21 protein-coding genes are annotated in these 17,998 nt (G+C 67.4%); 12 read left to right on the plus strand and 9 right to left on the minus strand.

Translation table 11 applies throughout. The features are described 5' to 3' along the window. Positions 1 to 56: 56 nt before the first annotated feature. Both BJ987_RS08160 and BJ987_RS08165 read right to left on the minus strand, forming a co-directional pair. Positions 57 to 260 carry a hypothetical protein gene (locus BJ987_RS08160; RefSeq protein ID WP_209886351.1) on the minus strand — a complete coding sequence of 68 codons (204 nt, stop codon included), beginning with the start codon at positions 258 to 260 and terminating at the stop codon, positions 57 to 59. A 122-nt stretch (positions 261 to 382) separates the two neighbouring features. After that, the gene (locus tag BJ987_RS08165; RefSeq protein WP_209886354.1) at positions 383 to 1,126 is read right to left on the minus strand and encodes a GntR family transcriptional regulator; all 744 of its coding nucleotides are present in this window, start codon (positions 1,124 to 1,126) and stop codon (positions 383 to 385) included. Between the two features lie 200 nt (positions 1,127 to 1,326). On the opposite strand from BJ987_RS08165, the gene BJ987_RS08170 reads away from it, so the two are divergent. The 6 genes from BJ987_RS08170 (at position 1,327) to BJ987_RS08195 (ending at position 5,390) form a co-directional block, all read left to right on the plus strand. After that, entirely contained in the window at positions 1,327 to 1,716 is a 390-nt protein-coding gene (locus BJ987_RS08170; protein WP_209886357.1) for a hypothetical protein, read from the plus strand. Positions 1,717 to 1,735: 19 nt separating this feature from the next. Further along, entirely contained in the window at positions 1,736 to 2,362 is a 627-nt protein-coding gene (locus tag BJ987_RS08175) for a hypothetical protein (protein ID WP_245366680.1), read from the plus strand. Further along, the gene (locus tag BJ987_RS08180; protein WP_209886359.1) at positions 2,359 to 3,048 is read left to right on the plus strand and encodes an ESX secretion-associated protein EspG; all 690 of its coding nucleotides are present in this window, start codon (positions 2,359 to 2,361) and stop codon (positions 3,046 to 3,048) included. Before BJ987_RS08175 ends, BJ987_RS08180 begins: the two co-directional genes overlap by 4 nt. 21 nt (positions 3,049 to 3,069) lie before the next feature. Continuing rightward, positions 3,070 to 3,918: a polyphosphate kinase 2 family protein gene (locus tag BJ987_RS08185; RefSeq protein ID WP_209886362.1), complete on the plus strand. Its 849-nt coding sequence runs from the start codon at positions 3,070 to 3,072 to the stop codon at positions 3,916 to 3,918. A 150-nt stretch (positions 3,919 to 4,068) separates the two neighbouring features. Then, a complete protein-coding gene (locus BJ987_RS08190; protein ID WP_209886365.1) occupies positions 4,069 to 4,824 on the plus strand; it encodes a DsbA family protein in 756 nt (251 codons plus the stop codon). Then, positions 4,821 to 5,390, plus strand: coding sequence for a vitamin K epoxide reductase family protein (locus BJ987_RS08195; protein WP_209886369.1), 570 nt, complete (start codon positions 4,821 to 4,823; stop codon positions 5,388 to 5,390). The genes BJ987_RS08190 and BJ987_RS08195 overlap by 4 nt, the downstream gene beginning before the upstream one ends. Before the next feature lie 4 nt (positions 5,391 to 5,394). Here BJ987_RS08195 and BJ987_RS08200 read toward each other — a convergent pair whose 3' ends face one another. The 5 genes from BJ987_RS08200 to BJ987_RS08220 all read right to left on the minus strand — a co-directional run bounded on the left by BJ987_RS08200 (position 5,395) and on the right by BJ987_RS08220 (position 9,693). Continuing rightward, positions 5,395 to 6,426, minus strand: coding sequence for an alpha/beta fold hydrolase (locus BJ987_RS08200; RefSeq protein WP_209886372.1), 1,032 nt, complete (start codon positions 6,424 to 6,426; stop codon positions 5,395 to 5,397). 128 nt (positions 6,427 to 6,554) lie between these two features. Then, complete coding sequence (locus BJ987_RS08205; RefSeq protein ID WP_209898052.1) at positions 6,555 to 6,854, minus strand: DUF2516 family protein; 300 nt, start codon at positions 6,852 to 6,854, stop codon at positions 6,555 to 6,557. Positions 6,855 to 7,051: 197 nt separating this feature from the next. Continuing rightward, a complete protein-coding gene (locus BJ987_RS08210) occupies positions 7,052 to 7,732 on the minus strand; it encodes a heparin-binding hemagglutinin (protein WP_209886375.1) in 681 nt (226 codons plus the stop codon). Then, positions 7,729 to 8,226, minus strand: a complete 498-nt coding sequence (locus tag BJ987_RS08215; protein ID WP_245365868.1) for a helix-turn-helix domain-containing protein — start codon at positions 8,224 to 8,226, stop codon at positions 7,729 to 7,731. The genes BJ987_RS08210 and BJ987_RS08215 overlap by 4 nt, the downstream gene beginning before the upstream one ends. A 147-nt stretch (positions 8,227 to 8,373) precedes the next feature. Continuing rightward, the gene (locus BJ987_RS08220; protein WP_209886377.1) at positions 8,374 to 9,693 is read right to left on the minus strand and encodes a DUF445 domain-containing protein; all 1,320 of its coding nucleotides are present in this window, start codon (positions 9,691 to 9,693) and stop codon (positions 8,374 to 8,376) included. 220 nt (positions 9,694 to 9,913) lie between these two features. Between BJ987_RS08220 and BJ987_RS08225 the strand changes: the two genes are divergently transcribed. From BJ987_RS08225 to BJ987_RS08240, 4 genes are all read left to right on the plus strand, one after another. After that, positions 9,914 to 10,615 carry a TetR/AcrR family transcriptional regulator gene (locus BJ987_RS08225; RefSeq protein WP_209886380.1) on the plus strand — a complete coding sequence of 234 codons (702 nt, stop codon included), beginning with the start codon at positions 9,914 to 9,916 and terminating at the stop codon, positions 10,613 to 10,615. Positions 10,616 to 10,750: 135 nt separating this feature from the next. Then, positions 10,751 to 12,202: an ABC1 kinase family protein gene (locus tag BJ987_RS08230; RefSeq protein ID WP_209886384.1), complete on the plus strand. Its 1,452-nt coding sequence runs from the start codon at positions 10,751 to 10,753 to the stop codon at positions 12,200 to 12,202. 16 nt (positions 12,203 to 12,218) lie between these two features. Further along, positions 12,219 to 13,469, plus strand: coding sequence for a saccharopine dehydrogenase family protein (locus BJ987_RS08235; RefSeq protein WP_209886387.1), 1,251 nt, complete (start codon positions 12,219 to 12,221; stop codon positions 13,467 to 13,469). A gap of 96 nt (positions 13,470 to 13,565) precedes the next feature. Beyond that, positions 13,566 to 14,198, plus strand: a complete 633-nt coding sequence (locus BJ987_RS08240) for a class I SAM-dependent methyltransferase (protein WP_209886390.1) — start codon at positions 13,566 to 13,568, stop codon at positions 14,196 to 14,198. Here the strand turns inward: BJ987_RS08240 and BJ987_RS08245 are convergent. Continuing rightward, positions 14,195 to 15,247: an NAD(P)-dependent alcohol dehydrogenase gene (locus BJ987_RS08245; protein WP_209886393.1), complete on the minus strand. Its 1,053-nt coding sequence runs from the start codon at positions 15,245 to 15,247 to the stop codon at positions 14,195 to 14,197. The two genes, BJ987_RS08240 and BJ987_RS08245, sit on opposite strands and share 4 nt — an antisense overlap. A gap of 122 nt (positions 15,248 to 15,369) precedes the next feature. Here BJ987_RS08245 and BJ987_RS08250 point away from each other — a divergent pair, with 122 nt between their 5' ends. Together BJ987_RS08250 and thpR are read left to right on the plus strand one after the other, a co-directional pair. Further along, positions 15,370 to 16,515 (plus strand): S1C family serine protease, encoded by a 1,146-nt coding sequence (locus tag BJ987_RS08250; protein WP_209886395.1) that lies wholly within the window; start codon positions 15,370 to 15,372, stop codon positions 16,513 to 16,515. A gap of 22 nt (positions 16,516 to 16,537) precedes the next feature. Beyond that, positions 16,538 to 17,098: an RNA 2',3'-cyclic phosphodiesterase gene (thpR, locus tag BJ987_RS08255; RefSeq protein ID WP_209886398.1), complete on the plus strand. Its 561-nt coding sequence runs from the start codon at positions 16,538 to 16,540 to the stop codon at positions 17,096 to 17,098. Here thpR and purU read toward each other — a convergent pair. Next, a complete protein-coding gene (purU, locus tag BJ987_RS08260; RefSeq protein ID WP_209886401.1) occupies positions 17,091 to 17,978 on the minus strand; it encodes a formyltetrahydrofolate deformylase in 888 nt (295 codons plus the stop codon). The two genes, thpR and purU, sit on opposite strands and share 8 nt — an antisense overlap. Positions 17,979 to 17,998: the final 20 nt, after the last annotated feature.

Here is a 17,998-nt window from a genome sequence, read left to right on the forward strand (position 1 = left end):
GGGTGTCACAGCCGCCCGCCCGCGCCGGTGCCGCGGGCGGTGCGGCCGTGCGCGGCTCAGGCAAGAGCCGGGGCGCCCGGTGGCGAGTTGCCGAGGTCGACCATTTTGCGCAATATCTCCGGGGCCAGGGCGAACTCGAATTCCGAACCGCCGCTTTCGAAGACGTACGTCAGGTACTCGTCGCGGCGCACCTGTGCCCGGCGTACCGAGCAGTGCTCTCCCACAATGACCCAGGTTCCGATGGACAACTGCTCGAACATCACGCCTCCCACCCTCTGGACTATGCCAATCTGACGACGTGGACTATGCCAGTCATAGCCGGTGGCTGTCAACGTTGATTTGCCGGGCGCCCAACGACCTTCGGGATTACGCCCCGCGGAAATTACGAGCCGATCGAGTATTCCTGCTGGAAAGCCCACCACTCCTGCGGATACACCGCCTCGTCGAACTGCAGCACCGTGTTGTCCAGCGCGTGCACGGTGAGCCGATAGGCCAGCACCGCAGCGGGTTCGGGCAGGGCGAGGTGTTCGCGCTCGGCCTCGGTCGCCAGTCGCGCGCTCACCTGATCGCGAGCGTAGGCGACTTTGCGGCCGGTCACCGATTCGACGTACTGGGCGGTGCCGCCGGGCAGGCGTTCCAGGCTCAGCAACCCCTCGGCGGTCTCGGCCAGCGCGCCGGGAAACCAGGAGGTCGCCAACTCGCTCAGCCCGGATTCGTTGCTGACCAGCCGGCGACGGGCGATGACGCTGCTGCCCTTGGCGATTCGCAGCGCGGAGGTGACGTGATCGGGGCCGTCCAGCAGCTCGGCGGACAGCACCGTCACCGATTCCTGCTCGGTATACATGGTGCCGTAGCGCCGGGCCCGCTCGTAGCGCTCGCGGGCCTGCGGCGCGATCCGGCTGTCGGCCACGTAGGTGCCGGAGCCGCGCTGGGAGATCACTAATCCTTGCTGCCGCAACGTGTTCAGCGCTTTGGACGCGGTCGGCCGCGCGACCTTCCAGGCGGCGGCCAGTTCCCGTTCGGAGGGCACCTCCGCACCGGGCGCCAGTTCGCCGCTCATGATCTGGTCGCGGATATAACCCGAGATCTGCAGGTACTTCGGGAGCACTTCTTCGATTTCGGGCACTGAACGCCTTCCGCTGGCGAGACCTCCATAGACCACCGGCCAGTGTAGCAATCTGCTGGCAGCCCAGGGTGCGCTACATCACAGGGGTACGGCGTAGGCAAGTGGGGAGCGGTGGTATTACCGGCCGGTAGAGTCGGCCTTCTGTCTGGGCTTGTGGCACAGGCGCGTTGGTGGACCGAGCAGAAGGGGTTGCGACCCAGATGGCGGTACCGGATATCGGGCAGCGCAGGGCGCGGGAATTGTATGCGGCGGCAACCGGGGCCGGCGGCGACCGCTTCGAGCTGGCGCCGGAGGTGGCGCAGAACCTGGCGGCGGCGTGCGACAAACTCATCGAGGATCTGCGCAAGGCCACGGCCACCGGCGATCTCGTCACGGGGGTGACGGGCTTCCCGCAACTGCCCTCCGGGCAGGCGCTGACAAAGGGCTTCGGCAACAAGGGCCGCGAATTCCTCGACACCGTCACCGCGTTCCAGGAAACGGCGCTGCTGTTCAAGGCCGCCTACCTGGCGGCCGGGCACCGGCTGGCCGAGGCCGACGCGGCGAACAAGGCCGCGCTGCAACTGATCTCCGATTACCTGGATCCGCGATGACGGACGTCGCGCGGGGGTGATGGTGCTGGATGCCATGTCGGCGGCCGCCGACGAGATCCGGGTCCGGCAGCAGGCCCTCGCCGCGGACGCCGAAACTGCTGATGGCACAACCGATCCCGCCTACGCGCCCGAACGCGAGCGGTTCGGCGGATACACCCATCAGGAGATCTGGGACCACGTGCACGAGGCGCTGGACCCGGCCGCGCTCGGCCGGACGGCCGCCGCCTGGCAGTCGAACGCCACCGCGCTCGGCACGGCGTTCGAGAACTTCGCCGCGGCCACCAGCCGCGAATTCGCGGACTGGACCGGACGTTCCGCCGACCAGGCGCTGCGGGCCACCCGGGAATTCATCGCCCAGGGCCTGGCCGCGCAGGAGGTCTGCGCCACCGTCCAGCGGCTGATGGAGCTGAATGCCGATGCGGCGCAATCTATTCGAGGCGCACTGCCGCCTCCGCCGGAGTACTTACCCTTGGCCGACCCGGTGGCGGAAGCCGTACACGGAGGCCGAAGACGCATGGAGCACGACCTGTCCGCCGCGGCGGCGCAGGCCGAGGCTCGCGACGTGATGACTTATCTCTACAACCCCACCATGCCCGCCACCGGCGATAGTGTTCCCCGCTGCACAGGCGGGAGCGGCACACGGTGAGATGGGTACTCACCCCGGACGAATTCACCTACGTCTGGGAGAACGAAACGAATCTGGACCGGCGGCCCTACCCGGTCAACCTGATGCCCGCCTCGCTGGTGCGCACCGAAACCGAGTACGCCGCACTGCGTCTGCCGCAGCGTTTCGCCCGGCAGGCCGACCCCGATCTGGCCGCGGCGCTGATGCTCTGCGCACGCAACGACGCCACCACCCTCACCCTCTCCGGCGAGCGCGGCGCCGACCGCGTGCTCGTCTTCGCGGCCGCCGTGCACCACCATGCCGCCATCCTGATCGGCACGCCCGAGAAGGTGACGGTGCTGATGTGCCATGCGCGCAATCTGGGTGAGCGCCTGGTGCAGATCATCGGCTCGAATCGACCGGGCCGCCAGGGCGCGCTGCGCGAAAACCAGGACGCGGTGCTCAATCAGGTCGACGCGAACGCCAACGGACACCGCGGCGCCGCGCGATTCCGCAAGATGCTGCGCCAGCCGACCGACGGCCGCGGTTTCCTCACCGTCACCGTGGAACCGGACAAGCCGATGTCCCCGCCCACCCGGCACCGCACCTGGCTCGATGTCAGCGGGGACGGCCGCTACCTGCTCACCACCGCACACGACCTGATCCTCACCCCGGTCTCCGACGCGGAGTTCGCCGCCCAGTTGTTGCGCCTGGCCCAAATCCGCTGACGACCGTGGTTCTCTTGAGAGATGGCGACGTGGACCATGCCCGCGACCGAGGCCTTGCGGGCCGACGGGCTGCGGCTCGAAGATCTGAACACCTCCGGCACACCCGGCTTCGCCGGTGACAAGAAGGCCGGCCAGCGACTGCTGACCGAACGCGCCGCGGTGCTCTCGGACTTGCAGGAGCGGCTCTACGCCAACGGCCGTTCCGGCGATCACCGCAGCGTGCTGCTGGTGCTGCAGGGCATGGACACCGCGGGCAAGGGCGGCATCGTCCGGCACGTGATCGGCTCGGTCGATCCGCAGGGCGTCGACCACGCGGCCTTCGGCGTGCCGACGCCGGAGGAGCGGCAGCACCACTATCTGTGGCGGATCCGCAACGCGCTGCCGCGGGCGGGTCAGCTGGGCGTTTTCGACCGCTCGCACTACGAGGACGTGCTCGTCGTCCGGGTGCACGACCTGGTGCCGCGGTCGGAGTGGGAACCGCGCTACGACGAGATCAACGCCTTCGAACAGGAAGTGGTGGAACAGGGCACCACGCTGGTGAAGGTGGCCATGTTCGTCTCGCTCGACGAACAGAAGCGGCGGCTGCGCGAACGCCTGGTGCGGCCCGACAAATACTGGAAGTTCAATCCTTCCGATATCGACGAGCGTGCCTACTGGCCCGCCTATCAGGAGGCCTATCAGGCGATGCTGGACCGCACCAGCACCGAGTACGCCCCCTGGTACGTGCTGCCCACCGACAAGAAGTGGTACTCCCGCCTGGCGGTCACCGAACTGCTCATCGAAGCGCTGCGGCAGTTGAAATTGGAGTGGCCACCGGCGGCGTTCGATGTGGCCGAACAGCAACGCCGGTTGGACGCCGACGGGGCGTGAGCGGACTCACCCAGCGGAAATTTCGGAAACTCTCAGGTTCACCCAGGAGGATGTGGGCGTTACCCGACCGTGCCGGGAAATCCCCGCAACTACCATCGGGTCGGCAGAGCTGGAACCGGCAAGGCGAGCGAAAGGCGTGGTGAACGCACGGTGAGCAAGAACCCGGGTGGGCGAAAGAATCCGAATCCGCTGGCGGCGGTGCAGCAGGCCGACCGGAACCGCAACCTCGCGATCCAGATCGGTGTGGCCGCCGTCATCATCGGCCTGATCGCGGCCATCGGCATCGGCATCGCGCTGAAGAAGAAGGAAAAGGACGACCCGGGCCCGACCCCGTCCATTCCCGCCGCCGCGGCCGCGAACGGCGTCACCGGTTCGCTCACCGACAACGGCTCCATCCGCATCGGCAAGCCGGAGGCGAAGACCACCGTGCGCGTGGTCGCCGATCTGCAGTGCCCCGCCTGCCAGGGCTTCGAGGCCCAGTACAAGGACCTGCTGGAGAAGAATGTCGCCGACGGCAAGATCGCCGTCGAATACAACATCATCTCGTTCCTGGACAAGGCCTCCGGCACCGAGTACTCCACGCGCGCGGCGAACGCGTCCTACTGTGTCGCCGAAGCGGATCCGGCCAAGTACCAGACTTGGCTGAGCGCCATGTTCACCGCGCAGCCGCCGGAGGGCGCGGGCGGTCTGACCAACGACCAGATCATCGCGATCAGCAAGCAGGCCGGTTACGGCGATGACGTCGCGAGCTGCATCAACGACCAGAAGTACAGCAAGTACGTCAAGCTGAAGACCGAGGAAGCCTTCGACTCCGGCGTCCAGCAGACGCCGACGGTGTTCGTCGACGGCAAGCAGGTCAACCCGGCGCAGCTGGAGCAGGCGATCGCGGGAGCAGCGGGGCAGTGATCGACGCGCCACCCCGGTCCGCCTGGCTGCTGTTGCTGGGCGGGCTGGCCGGCTGGCTGGCCTCGGTGACCTTGACCGTCGAACGGATCAGGCTCTACACCGACTCCGGCTACCGCCCCTCCTGCAGTATCAATCCGATCCTGTCCTGCGGGACCGTGATGGAACGGCCGCAGGCGTCGGTCTTCTTCGATATGCCCAACCCGCTGATCGGCATTGTCGGATTCTCGGTGGTCGTTACCCTGGGCGTGCTCGCGGTCGCCGGCACCCGGATTCCGCGCTGGGTCTGGGGTGGGCTGTGGCTGGGCACCTTGCTGGGCACCGGCTTCATCTGCTGGCTCATCTTCCAGAGCCTCTACCGCATCAACGCGCTGTGCCCGTACTGCATGGTGGTCTGGGTGATCATCGTGCCGCTGCTGGCGGTGCTCACCCAGATCCTGTGGGGCGGGTCGCGTGGGCCGCTCGGGGTCGCCGCGGAATGGCGGTGGACCGTGGTCGCGGTGTACTACGCGGTGGTGCTGCTGCTGGTGTTCCTGCGGTTCCAGGATTACTGGATGACGCTGGTCTAGCAGGTCACCCGGTCGCCGCCGTGCGGCGGTGGTAAGCCGCGTCGAGCACGCGCGCCAGCTCGTCGTTGAACTGCTCATAGGCCTCGGTGTTGCCGAGGTGGCCGGTCGGCAGCACCGTCATCCGCACGAAACTGCCGGTCTTCCGGAGCATTTCGGCGATGTGCTCGGCATGCGCCACCGGGGTCATGTCATCGAAGGAGCCCGCCACGATCGTGGTGGGCACCACCAGCTTTCGCGCCGATTCGCCGAGATCCATCTCGGCGAGCAGGAAACCGAACCGCGCGCGGACCAGAGCCGGGCAGGAGCGGACGATGTTCAGACTGAAGTCGAGCAGATCGCCCGCCGCGGCGGTGCTCATGATCTGCCGGGCGAACAGCCATTTCACGGGGGCGATCGGGGGGAAGACGATCGGGCACCCGAGACCGTAGCGGCCCAGCAGGAACGGCAGCGGCACTTTGAGTTTCAGCAGCCGGGCCGGGCGGTTGAACAGCGGCACCACGGTGGTTTCGAAGATCAGATGTGCCGCGGCGGTATTGGTGAGCAGCACCGCGCGGGCGCGCGCCGGCACCTGTTCCGGGTAGCGCCCGGCCCAGGCCTGGAGCGTCATGCCGCCGAGGCTGTGGCCGACCAGCACCGCGCGCTCCTCCGCGCCCAGGGTGGCGTCGAGCACGGCGGCCAGGTCGTCGGCCAAGAGGTCCATGCTGAGCTCGCTGGAGCCGAATTCGCTCGCGCCGTGGCCGCGCTGGTCGTAGGCGATGACGCGGTACTCGCCGGCGAAGGCGTTGATCTGGGCGTTCCAGTATTCGATGGCACAGGTCCAGCCGTGCACCAGCACGATCGCCGGTGCGTTTTTCGGACCGTAGGAGTGCACCCGCAGCCGCGCGCCGTCCCGAGTGGTCACCGGGACGACCTCGTGCGAAACGGTGGGCGGATTGAACGCCGCGGTCGCGTAGGTACGGGAACGCAGGTTCGCACGATGGCTGTCGAACAGGGCACTGGATAGGCCGGTCAACGCCGTCGTCAGCAGGGCACGCATCGGACACTCCTTTGTGTTACTGATCGACACAGTAACGCGAAAAGGGGCCCGCTAGCTAGTGCAAGCACTAAAAAGTTATGGAGTGTTCTTTGTCCGTGATCGGCCGGTGCGCCCCGGCGAACACCGATCTACCAGCGCGGACCGCGCTGTACCTCGTCCACTTTCGGACGCACGTCGGCCAGGTAGATACCGGTGGCGATGATCGCGATGAAGGTGAACAGTCCGAAGCCGCCCAGGCCGCCCGCGAGCAGGGGAATCGCCAGCAGGAACAGGGAGACCCCGAGGATCGCCAGCCAGAGTTGCTTGGTCTGTTTGTCCACCGCGGTAAAGGCATCCGGACGCTGGCGGATCGCGTGGATCAGCGCGAAGATCGTCGCGCCCAGCGCCAGCAGCCAGAGCGCGGCCTCAATCCAGAATCTCACCTGCAAGACAGTCACCTCACCATCCTAGGAGCAACTCCGCCGCATCCATGTGCGGCAAAGCAGCGCACGCGGGGTGTCGTCCGGACAATTGTCCGCCCGGAAGCGGTTCGGCGGAGCGTTCCGGTGATGTCGCGCTGGTGAATTCCCTTGCACAGCACAGCGACCCCGCACCGATGGGTGCGGGGTCGCTGTGGCGAAAAGGTTTACGCCTTCTTAGGGGCGGCCTTCTTGGCGGGAGCCTTCTTCGCGGCCGGCGCCTTCTTCGGGGCGGGGGCCTTGACCGGCTCCGGGGCCGGCGTGGTCTCGGTGGTGACCTGCACGACCTCGGCCTCGACGACCGGGGCGTCGACCGGGGCGTCGACGACGGCCGCGTCCACGACGGGGGCGTCCTCGACCTTGGCGGGACGGCCCAGCAGGCCGTTCACCCGATCCAGCGCCTCCTCGGCGCGCACGGTCGCGTCCTTGTACAGCGCCTCGACGCGCTCGATCTGGTCCTCGACCAAGTGGTTGGCGCGCAGCCGCTCCACGGTCTCCTCGCCGCGCACGGCCAGGTCGGCGTAGAGGTCGAGCACCTTGGCGCGGTACTCGTCGGCCAGCTTCTTCAGCTCTTCGGCGGTGAACTTCTCGCGCAGCTCGGCCAGATCCTCCGGCAGTTCGGAGGGCAGCCCGGCCAGGCGCTCGCGCAGCGTCTCGAACTGAGCCTGTACGTCGGCGGGCACGTGGGCGAAGCGCTCGCGGGCCTCGTCGACCCGGCCGGACACGTCGGTGCCGACGGCGCGCTCACGCACCTGGGTCACCACATCGGTGACGACGGTGTAGACGGCGTCGCCCGCGCCCACGGCGGCGAGCAGCGGCTTGGTCACGGTGACATTCTTTTCGGTCATAATTCTTCGTTCTCCTGGCGTGGCGGAGTTTCGTTTGTCGTACGCGGAACGGCGCTGTCCCATGCATTCCCCCCTGGCTCGTCTCCTCCGTTTTCCCGGCGAAACGATTCATAGATATCCAGCAGGACCTGCTTCTGCCGCTCGGAAATCGAGGTGTCGGCAAGCAGGGCATCCCGGACCGGACTGTGCGGCCGTTGTTCCAGATAGCCAGCCCGTACGTACAACACCTCCGAGGACACCCGCAGTGCCTTGGCGATCTGCGCGAGTACTTCGGCGGACGGATTACGCAATCCGCGCTCGATCTGACTCAGGTACGGATTGCTCACTCCCGCCAGCGCGGCGAGCTGACGCAGCGAGACCTGCGCGGCTTCGCGCTGCGATCTGATGAAACCGCCGATGTCGTGCGCTGCACGTCCCACTTTGTCGCCGACACCTTCGGATTGCTCGTCCGGTCTGTCGGTGTACTCGGCGGAAACCTCGGGCTGGTCTGCCATCACTCACCTTCCGGCGGTTGTACGGGTCCAATTCTAGGGCAGGGTGCTAACTCTTGCAAGCACCCTGTTAGCACTATTCGGGCAAATGCCGAGCGGCACTCGATCCGTAGTGCTCGTAATGGTTTTCGCCGGGCGATCCACTGCTCGTCAGCTGTGGAACAGCAACTGCGAAATCGTGTAGATAGCGAGCCCGGCGAGCGCGCCGACCACCGTGCCGTTGATCCGAATGAATTGCAGATCACGCCCGACCTGCAATTCGATCTTCTTGCTCGCCTCCTCGGCATCCCACTTGGCCACGGTATCGGTGACCAGGGTGGTGATCTCGGCGGCGTAGTTCTGCACCAGATAGCGCACGCCGCGATCGAGCCAGCCGTCCACATTCGCGCGCATGGCGTCGTCATCGCGCAACCGCTCACCGAGCTGCTGCACGTTCTCGGCCACCTTACGGCGCAGCGTACTGCTCGGATCGTCGGCCGACTCCAGGATCAACCGTTTGGCGGCGCGCCACGTGGCCTCGGCCATGCCGGTGATCTCCTCGCGGCCCATCACCTGCGCCTTGATCCGCTCCGCCTTCTTGATCATGGCGTCGTCGTGCTGCAGGTCGAAGGCGAATTCCTCCAGGAAACGATTCGCCGCCAGCCGCACCTCGTGCTCCGGATCCGAGCGCACCTTCCAGGTGAATTCCACCAACTCGCGGTAGATCTTCTCAGCCAGCAGGACATTGGCGAATTTCGGCGCCCAGGAGGGCGCGTCGCGCATGACGATCCGGTCGATGGTCTCCTGGCTGCCCAGCGCCCATTGGTGCGCGCGTTCGGCCAGCATGTCCAGCAGCGCGAGCTGGCGATTGTCGGCCAGCAGCTCGGCCAGCACCCGGCCGATCGGCGGACCCCACAGCGGTTCGGCGATCCGCTTGACGATGGTGTTGTCGATGATCTGCTGCACGTCCTCGTCCCGCAGCGCGCCGACGACGGCACGCAGGATCGTCGAACTCTCCTCCGCCACCCGGGCCGCGTGCCCCGGATCCGCCATCCAGCGACCAATCCGCAGCGAGACCTCCGCCGATTGCACCTTCGCCGAAACCACTTCGGGAGCAAGGAAATTGGTGCCGACGAAACTGCCCAGACTGGCGCCGAGCTGGTCTTTCTTCTTCCGGATGATCGCGGTGTGCGGGATCGGCAGACCCAGCGGATGCCGGAACAGCGCGGTGACCGCGAACCAGTCGGCCAGCGCGCCGACCATGCCCGCCTCGGACGCGGCCCGCACGTAACCGACCCAGTCACCGCCGGAGCCGCGTGATTCCAGCCAGCGACAGAACAGATAGATCAGTGTGGCGAAGGCCAGCAGCCCGGTCGCGAACGCCTTCATCCGGAACAGGTCGCGCCGCTTGCTCTCCTCGTCGACGAAGAAACCATTGGGCACAGACGGGACGGACGGGGCGGGCGCTAGCGTCGTTGGCGCGTTCTCCATGCCGTCCATTCTGCTGTGTCGTAGTGACCGCGCCCCGCCGCGCACGGCCGAAATGTGTGGGATGCCCCGCATCCAGGACCCAAAAGTGACGCACGGCGGTAGCCGGGACCTAAGCTGGGGGCAAACCCGGAACCATCGACCGAGGGAGCGAACGCTGTCCACCGATGACCTTGTCGACGTCGACGCGCGTGGCGAGCGTCCGGCGGCGCGCGGCGGCGGGGTGTCGACCCACCCCGGAGGCGCCGCTGCTCAGCCCGCTCCCGCGGACGGCCGCAAACGCCGCTGGCGCCAGCACAAGATCGACCGCCGCGAGGAACTCGTCGACGGCACCCTGGCCGCCATCCGCAAGCGCGGCAGCAATGCCGGCATGGACGAGATCGCCGCCGAGATCGGCGTCTCCAAAACCGTCCTCTATCGATATTTCTCCGACAAGAACGACCTGGTGCACGCGACCATGCAGCGGTTCATCGAGACCACGCTGATGCCGCGGGTGTACGGCGCGATCAACCTCGATGCCGCGGAATACGATCTGGTCCGCTCGGCGCTGGCCGAGTACGTCGGCACCGTCGACGAGGATCCCGAGGTCTACCGGTTCATCATGGGCAACGGCTCGGGTGACCAATCCTCGCTGGCGGAGTTCGAGAAGCTGTTCGCCGAGGTGGTGTCCACGGTCATCATCGATCGCGGCCGGGCGCACGGCGCCGAGACCGAGGGCGCGCTGCTGTGGTCGTATGTGCTGGTCGGCGGTATCCAGCTGGCCACGCACTGGTGGACCACGGACAAGACGATGTCCCGCGATCAGGTCATCGATTACCTGACGATGATGGCGTGGAGCGCGATCGAGGGCATGATGCGCGCCGGCGGTTCGCCCGCCAAGTTCGCCCAGATGCCGCACGTGCTGCCGGAGCGCGAAGAGGACTGATCGAGGGTCGCGGCCCGCGCTGAGCGGCCGAGTGTGCCGGGCGACTCGCCCGCCTTGCGCGGTTGGTTAGTCTGAGACGGATGCGGTGCGCCAGGGGGCACCGTTTGCGCGGTCGGCACCAATGGAGGTACCTCGATGGCGAAGCAAGTCCCGACTTCCCGGCTTGCTCGTGGCACCAAACTGGGTGCCGTCGCTGCCAGTTCGGTGCTGCGTACCCAGCGCACCCGGCTGTCCATGCGGGGAAGATCCGAGGCCGTGCGCGCGAAGATGGCCGAGGAGTCGATGATCCGCACCACCGAGCAGGTGGTCATGGTGCTGGGCACCATGAAGGGCGTCGCCATGAAGTTGGGCCAGATGCTCTCGGTGCTCGATATGGATTTGGTTCCCGAGGCGCACCGGGAGCGGTTCCAGAAGCGGCTGGCCGTGCTGCGCGACTCGGCGCCGAACGTCTCGTTCGAGGCGATGAAGCAGGTCATCGAGGAGGACTTCGGCCGCGCGCTGGAAGAGGTGTTCGCCGAGTTCGACTCCGAAGCGGTCGCGGCCGCCTCGATCGGGCAGGTGTACCGGGCGCGGCTGCACGACGGCCGCGAGGTGGCGGTCAAGGTGCAGTACCCGGGCATCGACGCCGCCGTGCGCGCGGATCTCAAGAACCTCAACATGTTTCGCAAGGTGTTGCAGTCGGCGTTGCCCTGGGTGACGCCCGCGGTGCTCGACGAACTGCGGTTGAACATGGAGGGCGAACTCGACTATCACGCCGAGGCCGCCACCCAGCTGCAGATCGCCGAGCTCTACGCCGGGCACCCGTTCATCGTGGTGCCGCGATCGATGCCGGAACTGAGCTCGACCCGCGTGCTGGTCAGTGAATACCTGCCGGGCAAGGGCTTCGAGGAGATCCGGCAGCTGCCCGACGCGGACCGGGACCGGGTGGGCGAGATCATCTACCGGTTCTATGTGGGTTCGCTGTTCACCTTCAACGAGTTCTGCGGCGACCCGCATCCCGGCAATGTGATGCTCGCCGACGACGGCCGCGTCGGCTTCCTGGATTTCGGGCTGTTCAACCGGATGGACCCCGAGTATGTGAAGTTCGAGGCGATCTGCCTGCGCGCGGCCGCCGAGGACCGCGCGGAAGACTTGCAGCGGTTGATGATCGAACGCGGCGTGATCGGCTCCCCGGAGGAGGTCGGGCCGGAGGAATGCCTGGAATACGTGCTGGCCGCCTCGGAATGGTGTCTGGTCGACGAGGAACTCACCATCACCCCCGACTTGGCCAGCGGCGCGTTCCTGCTCGCCGTCGACCCGCGCGCCAGCGAATTCGCCGGGATGAAACAGCAGAATCTGCCGCCGGAGCACCTGTTCTCCCGGCGCGCGGACTTTCTCACCTTCGGCATGCTCGGCCAGCTCAACTGCACCGCGAACTGGCATCGCATCGCCCGCGAGTGGCTCTACGACGAGCCGGCCGTCACCGAGCTCGGCAAAGTGCACGCCGAATGGTTGGCCGAGCATCCACCGGTAACCCCGAAGAAGACGCGCGCGAAGAAAGCCGCGCCGAAGAAGACCACCACACGCGCCCGTCGCGGCCCAGCCTGAACGAGAGAGTGTTGCCATGGCAGAGAACCGGGAATTCGATCTGATCCTTTTCGGCGCGACGGGTTTCGTCGGGAAGCTGACCGCGGAATACCTGCGCGACGCGGCTCCCGTGGAGGTCCGCATCGGACTTGCCGGACGGTCGCTGGACAAGTTGACCAAGGTTCGCGCCGACCTGGGCGCGGCGGCGGCCAACTGGGGTTTGGTCGTGGCCGATTCCGGCGATCAGGACGCGCTCGACGCGATGGCCGCGCGCACCAAGGTCGTGGTCACCACGGTGGGTCCGTACCTGCGCTACGGCATGCCGCTGGTCGCGGCCTGCGCCAAGGCCGGCACGCACTACGCCGACCTCACCGGTGAGCCGCTGTTCATCCGCGACGCGATCGACGCCCAGCACGACGCGGCGGTCGCGAGCGGCGCGAAGATCGTGAATTCCTGTGGCTTCGACTCGATTCCGTCGGATCTGAGCGTCTACCAGCTGTATCGGGCCACGGTCGCGGACAACACCGGCGAGCTGACCGACACCACGCTGATCGCGTCCATGAAGGGCGGCTTCAGCGGCGGCACCATCGATTCCGGGCGCGCCATGATGGAAGCCATCGCGCAGGATTCCGCCAAAGCCTCGGTCATGATGCACCCGTATTCGCTGAGCCCGGACAAGTCGATGGACCCGGACGTGGGCCGCCAGTCCGACCAGGCGCTGGAGCGCGCGAGCAACATCGACCCCAGTCTGGACGGGTGGGTGTCCACCTTCATCATGGCGGCGCACAACACCAAGATCGTGCGGCGCACCAATGGCTTGCTGGGCTGGCCGTACGGCAAGAACTTCCGCTACCGCGAGGTGATGAACGCCGGGAAATCGGCGGCCGCGCCGCTGGTCGCCGCGGGTGTGGCGGGTGCCCTCGTCGCCACCATGGCGGTCGGCTCGGTGCTGTCGCGGGCCGAGGCGGGACGCAAACTGCTGGACCGGGTGTTGCCGAAGCCGGGCACCGGGCCGAGTGAAAAGGCCCGCGACAGTGGGTGGTTCACCATGAAGACCTATGCGAGCACCACCTCCGGCGCGAAGTACGTGGCCACCTTCGCCGGAAAGGGCGACCCGGGCTACAAGGCCACCGCGGTGCTGCTCGGCGAATCCGGATTGTGCTTGGCGCTCGATACCGGCACGCAGCCGGAGCTGGCGGGCGTCCTCACCCCGGCCGCGGCGATGGGCGACGCGCTCACCGAGCGGTTGCGGGCCGCCGGAATGACCATCGAAGTCCAGCGGACCTGAGCGCTTTTCGTGACGGCGGCGCGCGGAATCGGTGCCGCCGGGCGAATCCGCCCTGTGCTCGCCGCTCTCGGAACTCCCCAACGACGAGGAGCCCCAATGAATTTGGCCCGTCGCGCCATGAATCATCCTGGTCTGGCCGCTGTCTACGAGCGTGCCTGGCGGCCCGCGGCGTTCTATGCCGCCAGCGGGCGCACGATGGAAACCGATCGGCGGGACGCCGTCCGGCAGTTGCGGCTCGGCGGATCGAAACTCGTGCTCGATATCGCCTGCGGGCCAGGAAATTTCACCCACTACCTGAGTAACACGTTGTCCGACAACGGTTTCGCGGTAGGCCTGGACTATTCCGAGGCCATGCTGGCTCGTGCTGTCGTCGACAACACGGGTCCACGGGTCGGTTATCTGCGCGCCGATGCCGCCCGCTTGCCGTTCGCGGACGGCACGTTCGACGCGGTGTGCTGCTTCGGTGCCCTCTACCTGATCCCGGACCCGATCACCGCCACCCGCGAGATGGCACGGGTGCTCAAGCCCGGCGGCCGAATCGCGATCAGCACTAGCTACCGCGACGACTCGCCGTTCGGGCAGGTCAGCAAGGTCGTCGGCGGCTGGAGCGGGTTGCGCGTCTTCGCCGCGGACACCTTCCCCGACCTGTTCGCCGAACTGGGACTCGTCGACATCGAGCAGCAGGTGCATCGCCTGCTGCAGTACGTCAGCGCGACCCGACCGGCCTAGATGGTGGCCGCGTCGATGACGAAGCGGTAGCGCACGTCACTGGCGACGACCCGGTCGTAGGCATTGTCGATCTCGTCGGCGGAGATGACCTCGATCTCCGCGCCGATCCCGTGCTCGGCGCAGAAGTTCAGCATCTCCTGGGTCTGCGCGATGCCGCCGATCATCGAGCCCGCCAGCGACCGCCGGTAGCCCGCGATGGTGAAAGGCTTCACCGCCAGCGGCTTTTCGGGCAGGCCGAGGATCACCAGCGTGCCGTTGAGGTTCAGCAGCCGCATGTAGCTGTCGATCGGCAGATCCGCGGACACCGTATTGAGGATCAGGTCGAAGCGGTTGCGCAGCTCCTTGAAGGTCTGCTTGTCGCTGGTCGCGTAGTAGTGGTGCGCGCCGAAGCGCTTGCCGTCCTCCTGCTTGCTCAGCGAGTGGCTGAGCACGGTGACCTCCGCGCCCATGGCGGCGGCGATCTTCACGCCCACATGTCCGAGCCCGCCCATGCCGATGATGGCCACCTTCTTGCCGGGGCCCGCGTTCCAGTGCCGCAGCGGCGAGAACAGCGTGACGCCGGCGCACAGCAGTGGCGCGGCGACGTCCAGACCGATGCCCTCCGGGATCTGCACCACGAAGTTCTCGGTCACCACCACCTGCGTCGAATAGCCGCCCATGGTGTAGCCCTCCGGCTGCACCGACGGATCGACCTCGGTGTTGTAGGTCATGGTGGCGCCGTTGGCGCAGTATTGCTCCTCGTCGGCCAGACACGGGCCGCAGCGGCCGCAGGAGTTCACCATGCAGCCGACGCCGACCCGGTCGCCCACCTTGTGCTTGGACACCGCGCTGCCGACGGCCGCGACCAGGCCCGCGATCTCGTGGCCCGGCACGCACGGATACTTGGTGCCGCCCCACTCGTCGCGTGCGGTGTGAATATCCGAATGGCAGATACCCGCGAACTTGACGTCGATCAGTACGTCGTGCGGGCCTAGCTCCCGTCGCTGAATGGTGACCTTCTCGAAGGCGCCGTCCGGCGCGGGGATGGCATAGGCTGCGGCGCTCGTCATGAATACATGCCTACCGCCGCATGCCGCGGTTTGCCAAGCGCTCCCGGTGGGGATTGCCATTCGGTAGTGGTGTTTGTTCCGCCACAATGGGAAACGGTGTGTCCTCCGGAGGCAGGAGCGCGATGGACGAGCAGTGGCGCTATCTGAGCGATGACGTCCGGCACCCGCGCAGCGACCGGTCGGGCGGTGGCGGGCGGGTGCTGGCCCTGGTAGTGGTCGCGATCCTGGCTGTGACGACCTTTCTCGGTTTCCGCGCCGAACTGCCCCGGTGGGCGCCGTTCGCCGGCCCGGAGATAGTCGACGCCACCTACACCACCGAGCCGATCCCGACCCTGGACACGCCCGCCGTCACCGCCGCCGTGCGCCCCGCCCTGGTGCACATCAGCACCTCCACCCGGCCGTTCGGGCTGGGCGCGGCCGGTTCCGGCATCGTGCTCACCGCCGACGGCCAGGTGCTGACCAGCCATCACGTCGTCAAAGGCGCCGACACGGTCACCGTCACCGATGTCGGCAACGGGGAGGTCTATCAGGCCGAGGTCCTCGGCTACGATTCCGGCGCCGATATCGCCCTGCTCGCGCTGTCCGGGGCGTCCGGCCTAGCCACCGCCACGATCGGCGACTCCGGAGATGTCCGCATGCGGGACGAAGTGCTCGCGATCGGCAACGCGGGCGGGATCGGCGGCCAGCCCACCGCGATCATCGGCACCGTCACCAATCTGGACTCCACTATCGTGGCGCTGAATTCGGCCGATCTGTCCCGAAAAGCCTTGTCCGGCATGTTCGAAATCGCCGCGCCGGTGTCCTCGGGCCAATCCGGCGGCGCGCTCGCCGACCGCAACGGCACCGTCATCGGCGTCATCACCGCCGCGTCCGGCGATCCGGCGCAGAAATCCGCCGACGACGCCAACGGTTACGCGGTGCCGATCGACCGGGCCATGCGTATCGTCGGCCAAATCCGTTCCGGCACACCCACCGAGACCGTGCACATCGGCCCCACCGCCACCCTCGGCGTCATCGCGTCCAACGCCGAACCCAGCGGCGCCGGTGCTCGCGTGGAGGCGGCCATCTACGGGATGCCCGCGCACACCGCCGGACTGCTGGAAGGCGAGATCATCACCGCGGTCGACGATCGCGCCGTCACCACCACCCAATCGCTGCACGCGGCGCTGAACATGTACCGCCCCAACGAGACCGTGACGCTGACGGTCAGCGGCCCGCGCGGGAACCGCACGGTGCACGTCGTGCTGACCGTCGGCCCACCCAACTGAATCCAGCTGGCAGAGTAGGTTCGTGCGACTCTTCGCGGCTGTGCTGCCGCCCGAGCCGGTGACGGCCGAACTCGCTGCCGTGGTGCGCGAATTGAAGAAGCTCCCGGGCGCCGGCGCATTGCGATGGACCGGGCAACCCGGCTGGCATTTCACCATGGCGTTCTACGGCGAAGTCGACGACGAGGTGGTGCCGGAGTTGTCGGGACGGCTGGAACGATCGGCGCGACGGACCGAACCGTTCGACTTGGCGCTGGGCGGCGGCGGCCGCTTCGGCGGCCGCGCGTTGTGGGTGGGCGTCACCGGTGACGTGCCCGCATTGCGGCGGCTCGCCGAGGGGACGGAGGCCGCCGGGCGCAAGACGGGGATAGAGCTGGGAGAGACCCGCCGTTATCGGCCGCATCTCACGCTGGCACGCGGCTCCGGCGACACCGATTTCGCGGCTTCGGTCGCCGCGCTGACCGATTTCTCCGGGCAGCGGTGGACCGTCGGCGAGCTCTGCTTGATCCGCAGCCGGCTGCCCAGGTCCGGGATACCGGGGGAGCAGCCGCGCTACGAGACGCTGGCGAAGTGGGCGCTCAGCTGAAGACGACGGTGCGGCGACCGTGCACGAGGACCCGGCCCTCCAGATGCCAGCGCAGGCCCCGGGCCAGGACGACGCGCTCGATGTCGCGGCCTTGGCGGACCATGTCGCGGACATCGTCGGCGTGGTCGATGCGGGAGACGTCCTGTTCGATGATCGGGCCCGCGTCCAGTTCGGCGGTGACGTAATGGCAGGTGGCGCCGATGAGTTTGACGCCGCGCGCGAAGGCCTGATGGTAGGGGCGAGCGCCGACGAACGAGGGCAGGAAGCTGTGGTGGATGTTGATGGCCTTACCGGCCCAGTGTTCGCACAGCTCGGCCGGGAGTACCTGCATGAAGCGGGCCAGCACGACGGCGTGCGGGTCGTGCGCGTCGACCAGCTTGCGGACCTGTTCGAAGGCGGGGCCGCGCTCGGCCGGGTCCTTCGGGAAATCGATGTGATGGAACTCGATGCCGTGCGCCGCGGTCATGGCGGCGAGGTCTGGGTGGTTGCCGATAACGGCTTCGATGGTGGCGGGCAGTTCACCGCTGGTGGCACGGCCGAGCAGGTCGTGCAGGCAGTGCCCGTCCTTGCTGACGAGCAGCACGATGCGGCGTTTTTCGCCGGAGTCGAGTACGTCCCATTCCGTTTCCGGACCGAGGTCCGCGGCCACCCCGCCGAAGCGGTCCCGCAGTTCGGCGAGATCGAACGGCACGGTCGAGGCCTTGATCGCCTGGCGGGTGAAGAACCATCCGCTGTCGGTATCGGAGTGGTAGCCGGCCTCCACGATCGAGCCGCCGAACTCGGCGATGAACGAGGTGATCCCGGCGATGATGCCCGGCTTGTCCGGGCAGCCCAGGGTCAGCACGTAGCGGCGGTCGTCGGATAGGTCGGCGGCACTCATTCGCCCATTCTCCCAGGTGC

It is taken from the genome of Nocardia goodfellowii, from assembly GCF_017875645.1.
GTDB classification, from domain to species: Bacteria; Actinomycetota; Actinomycetes; order Mycobacteriales; family Mycobacteriaceae; genus Nocardia; species Nocardia goodfellowii.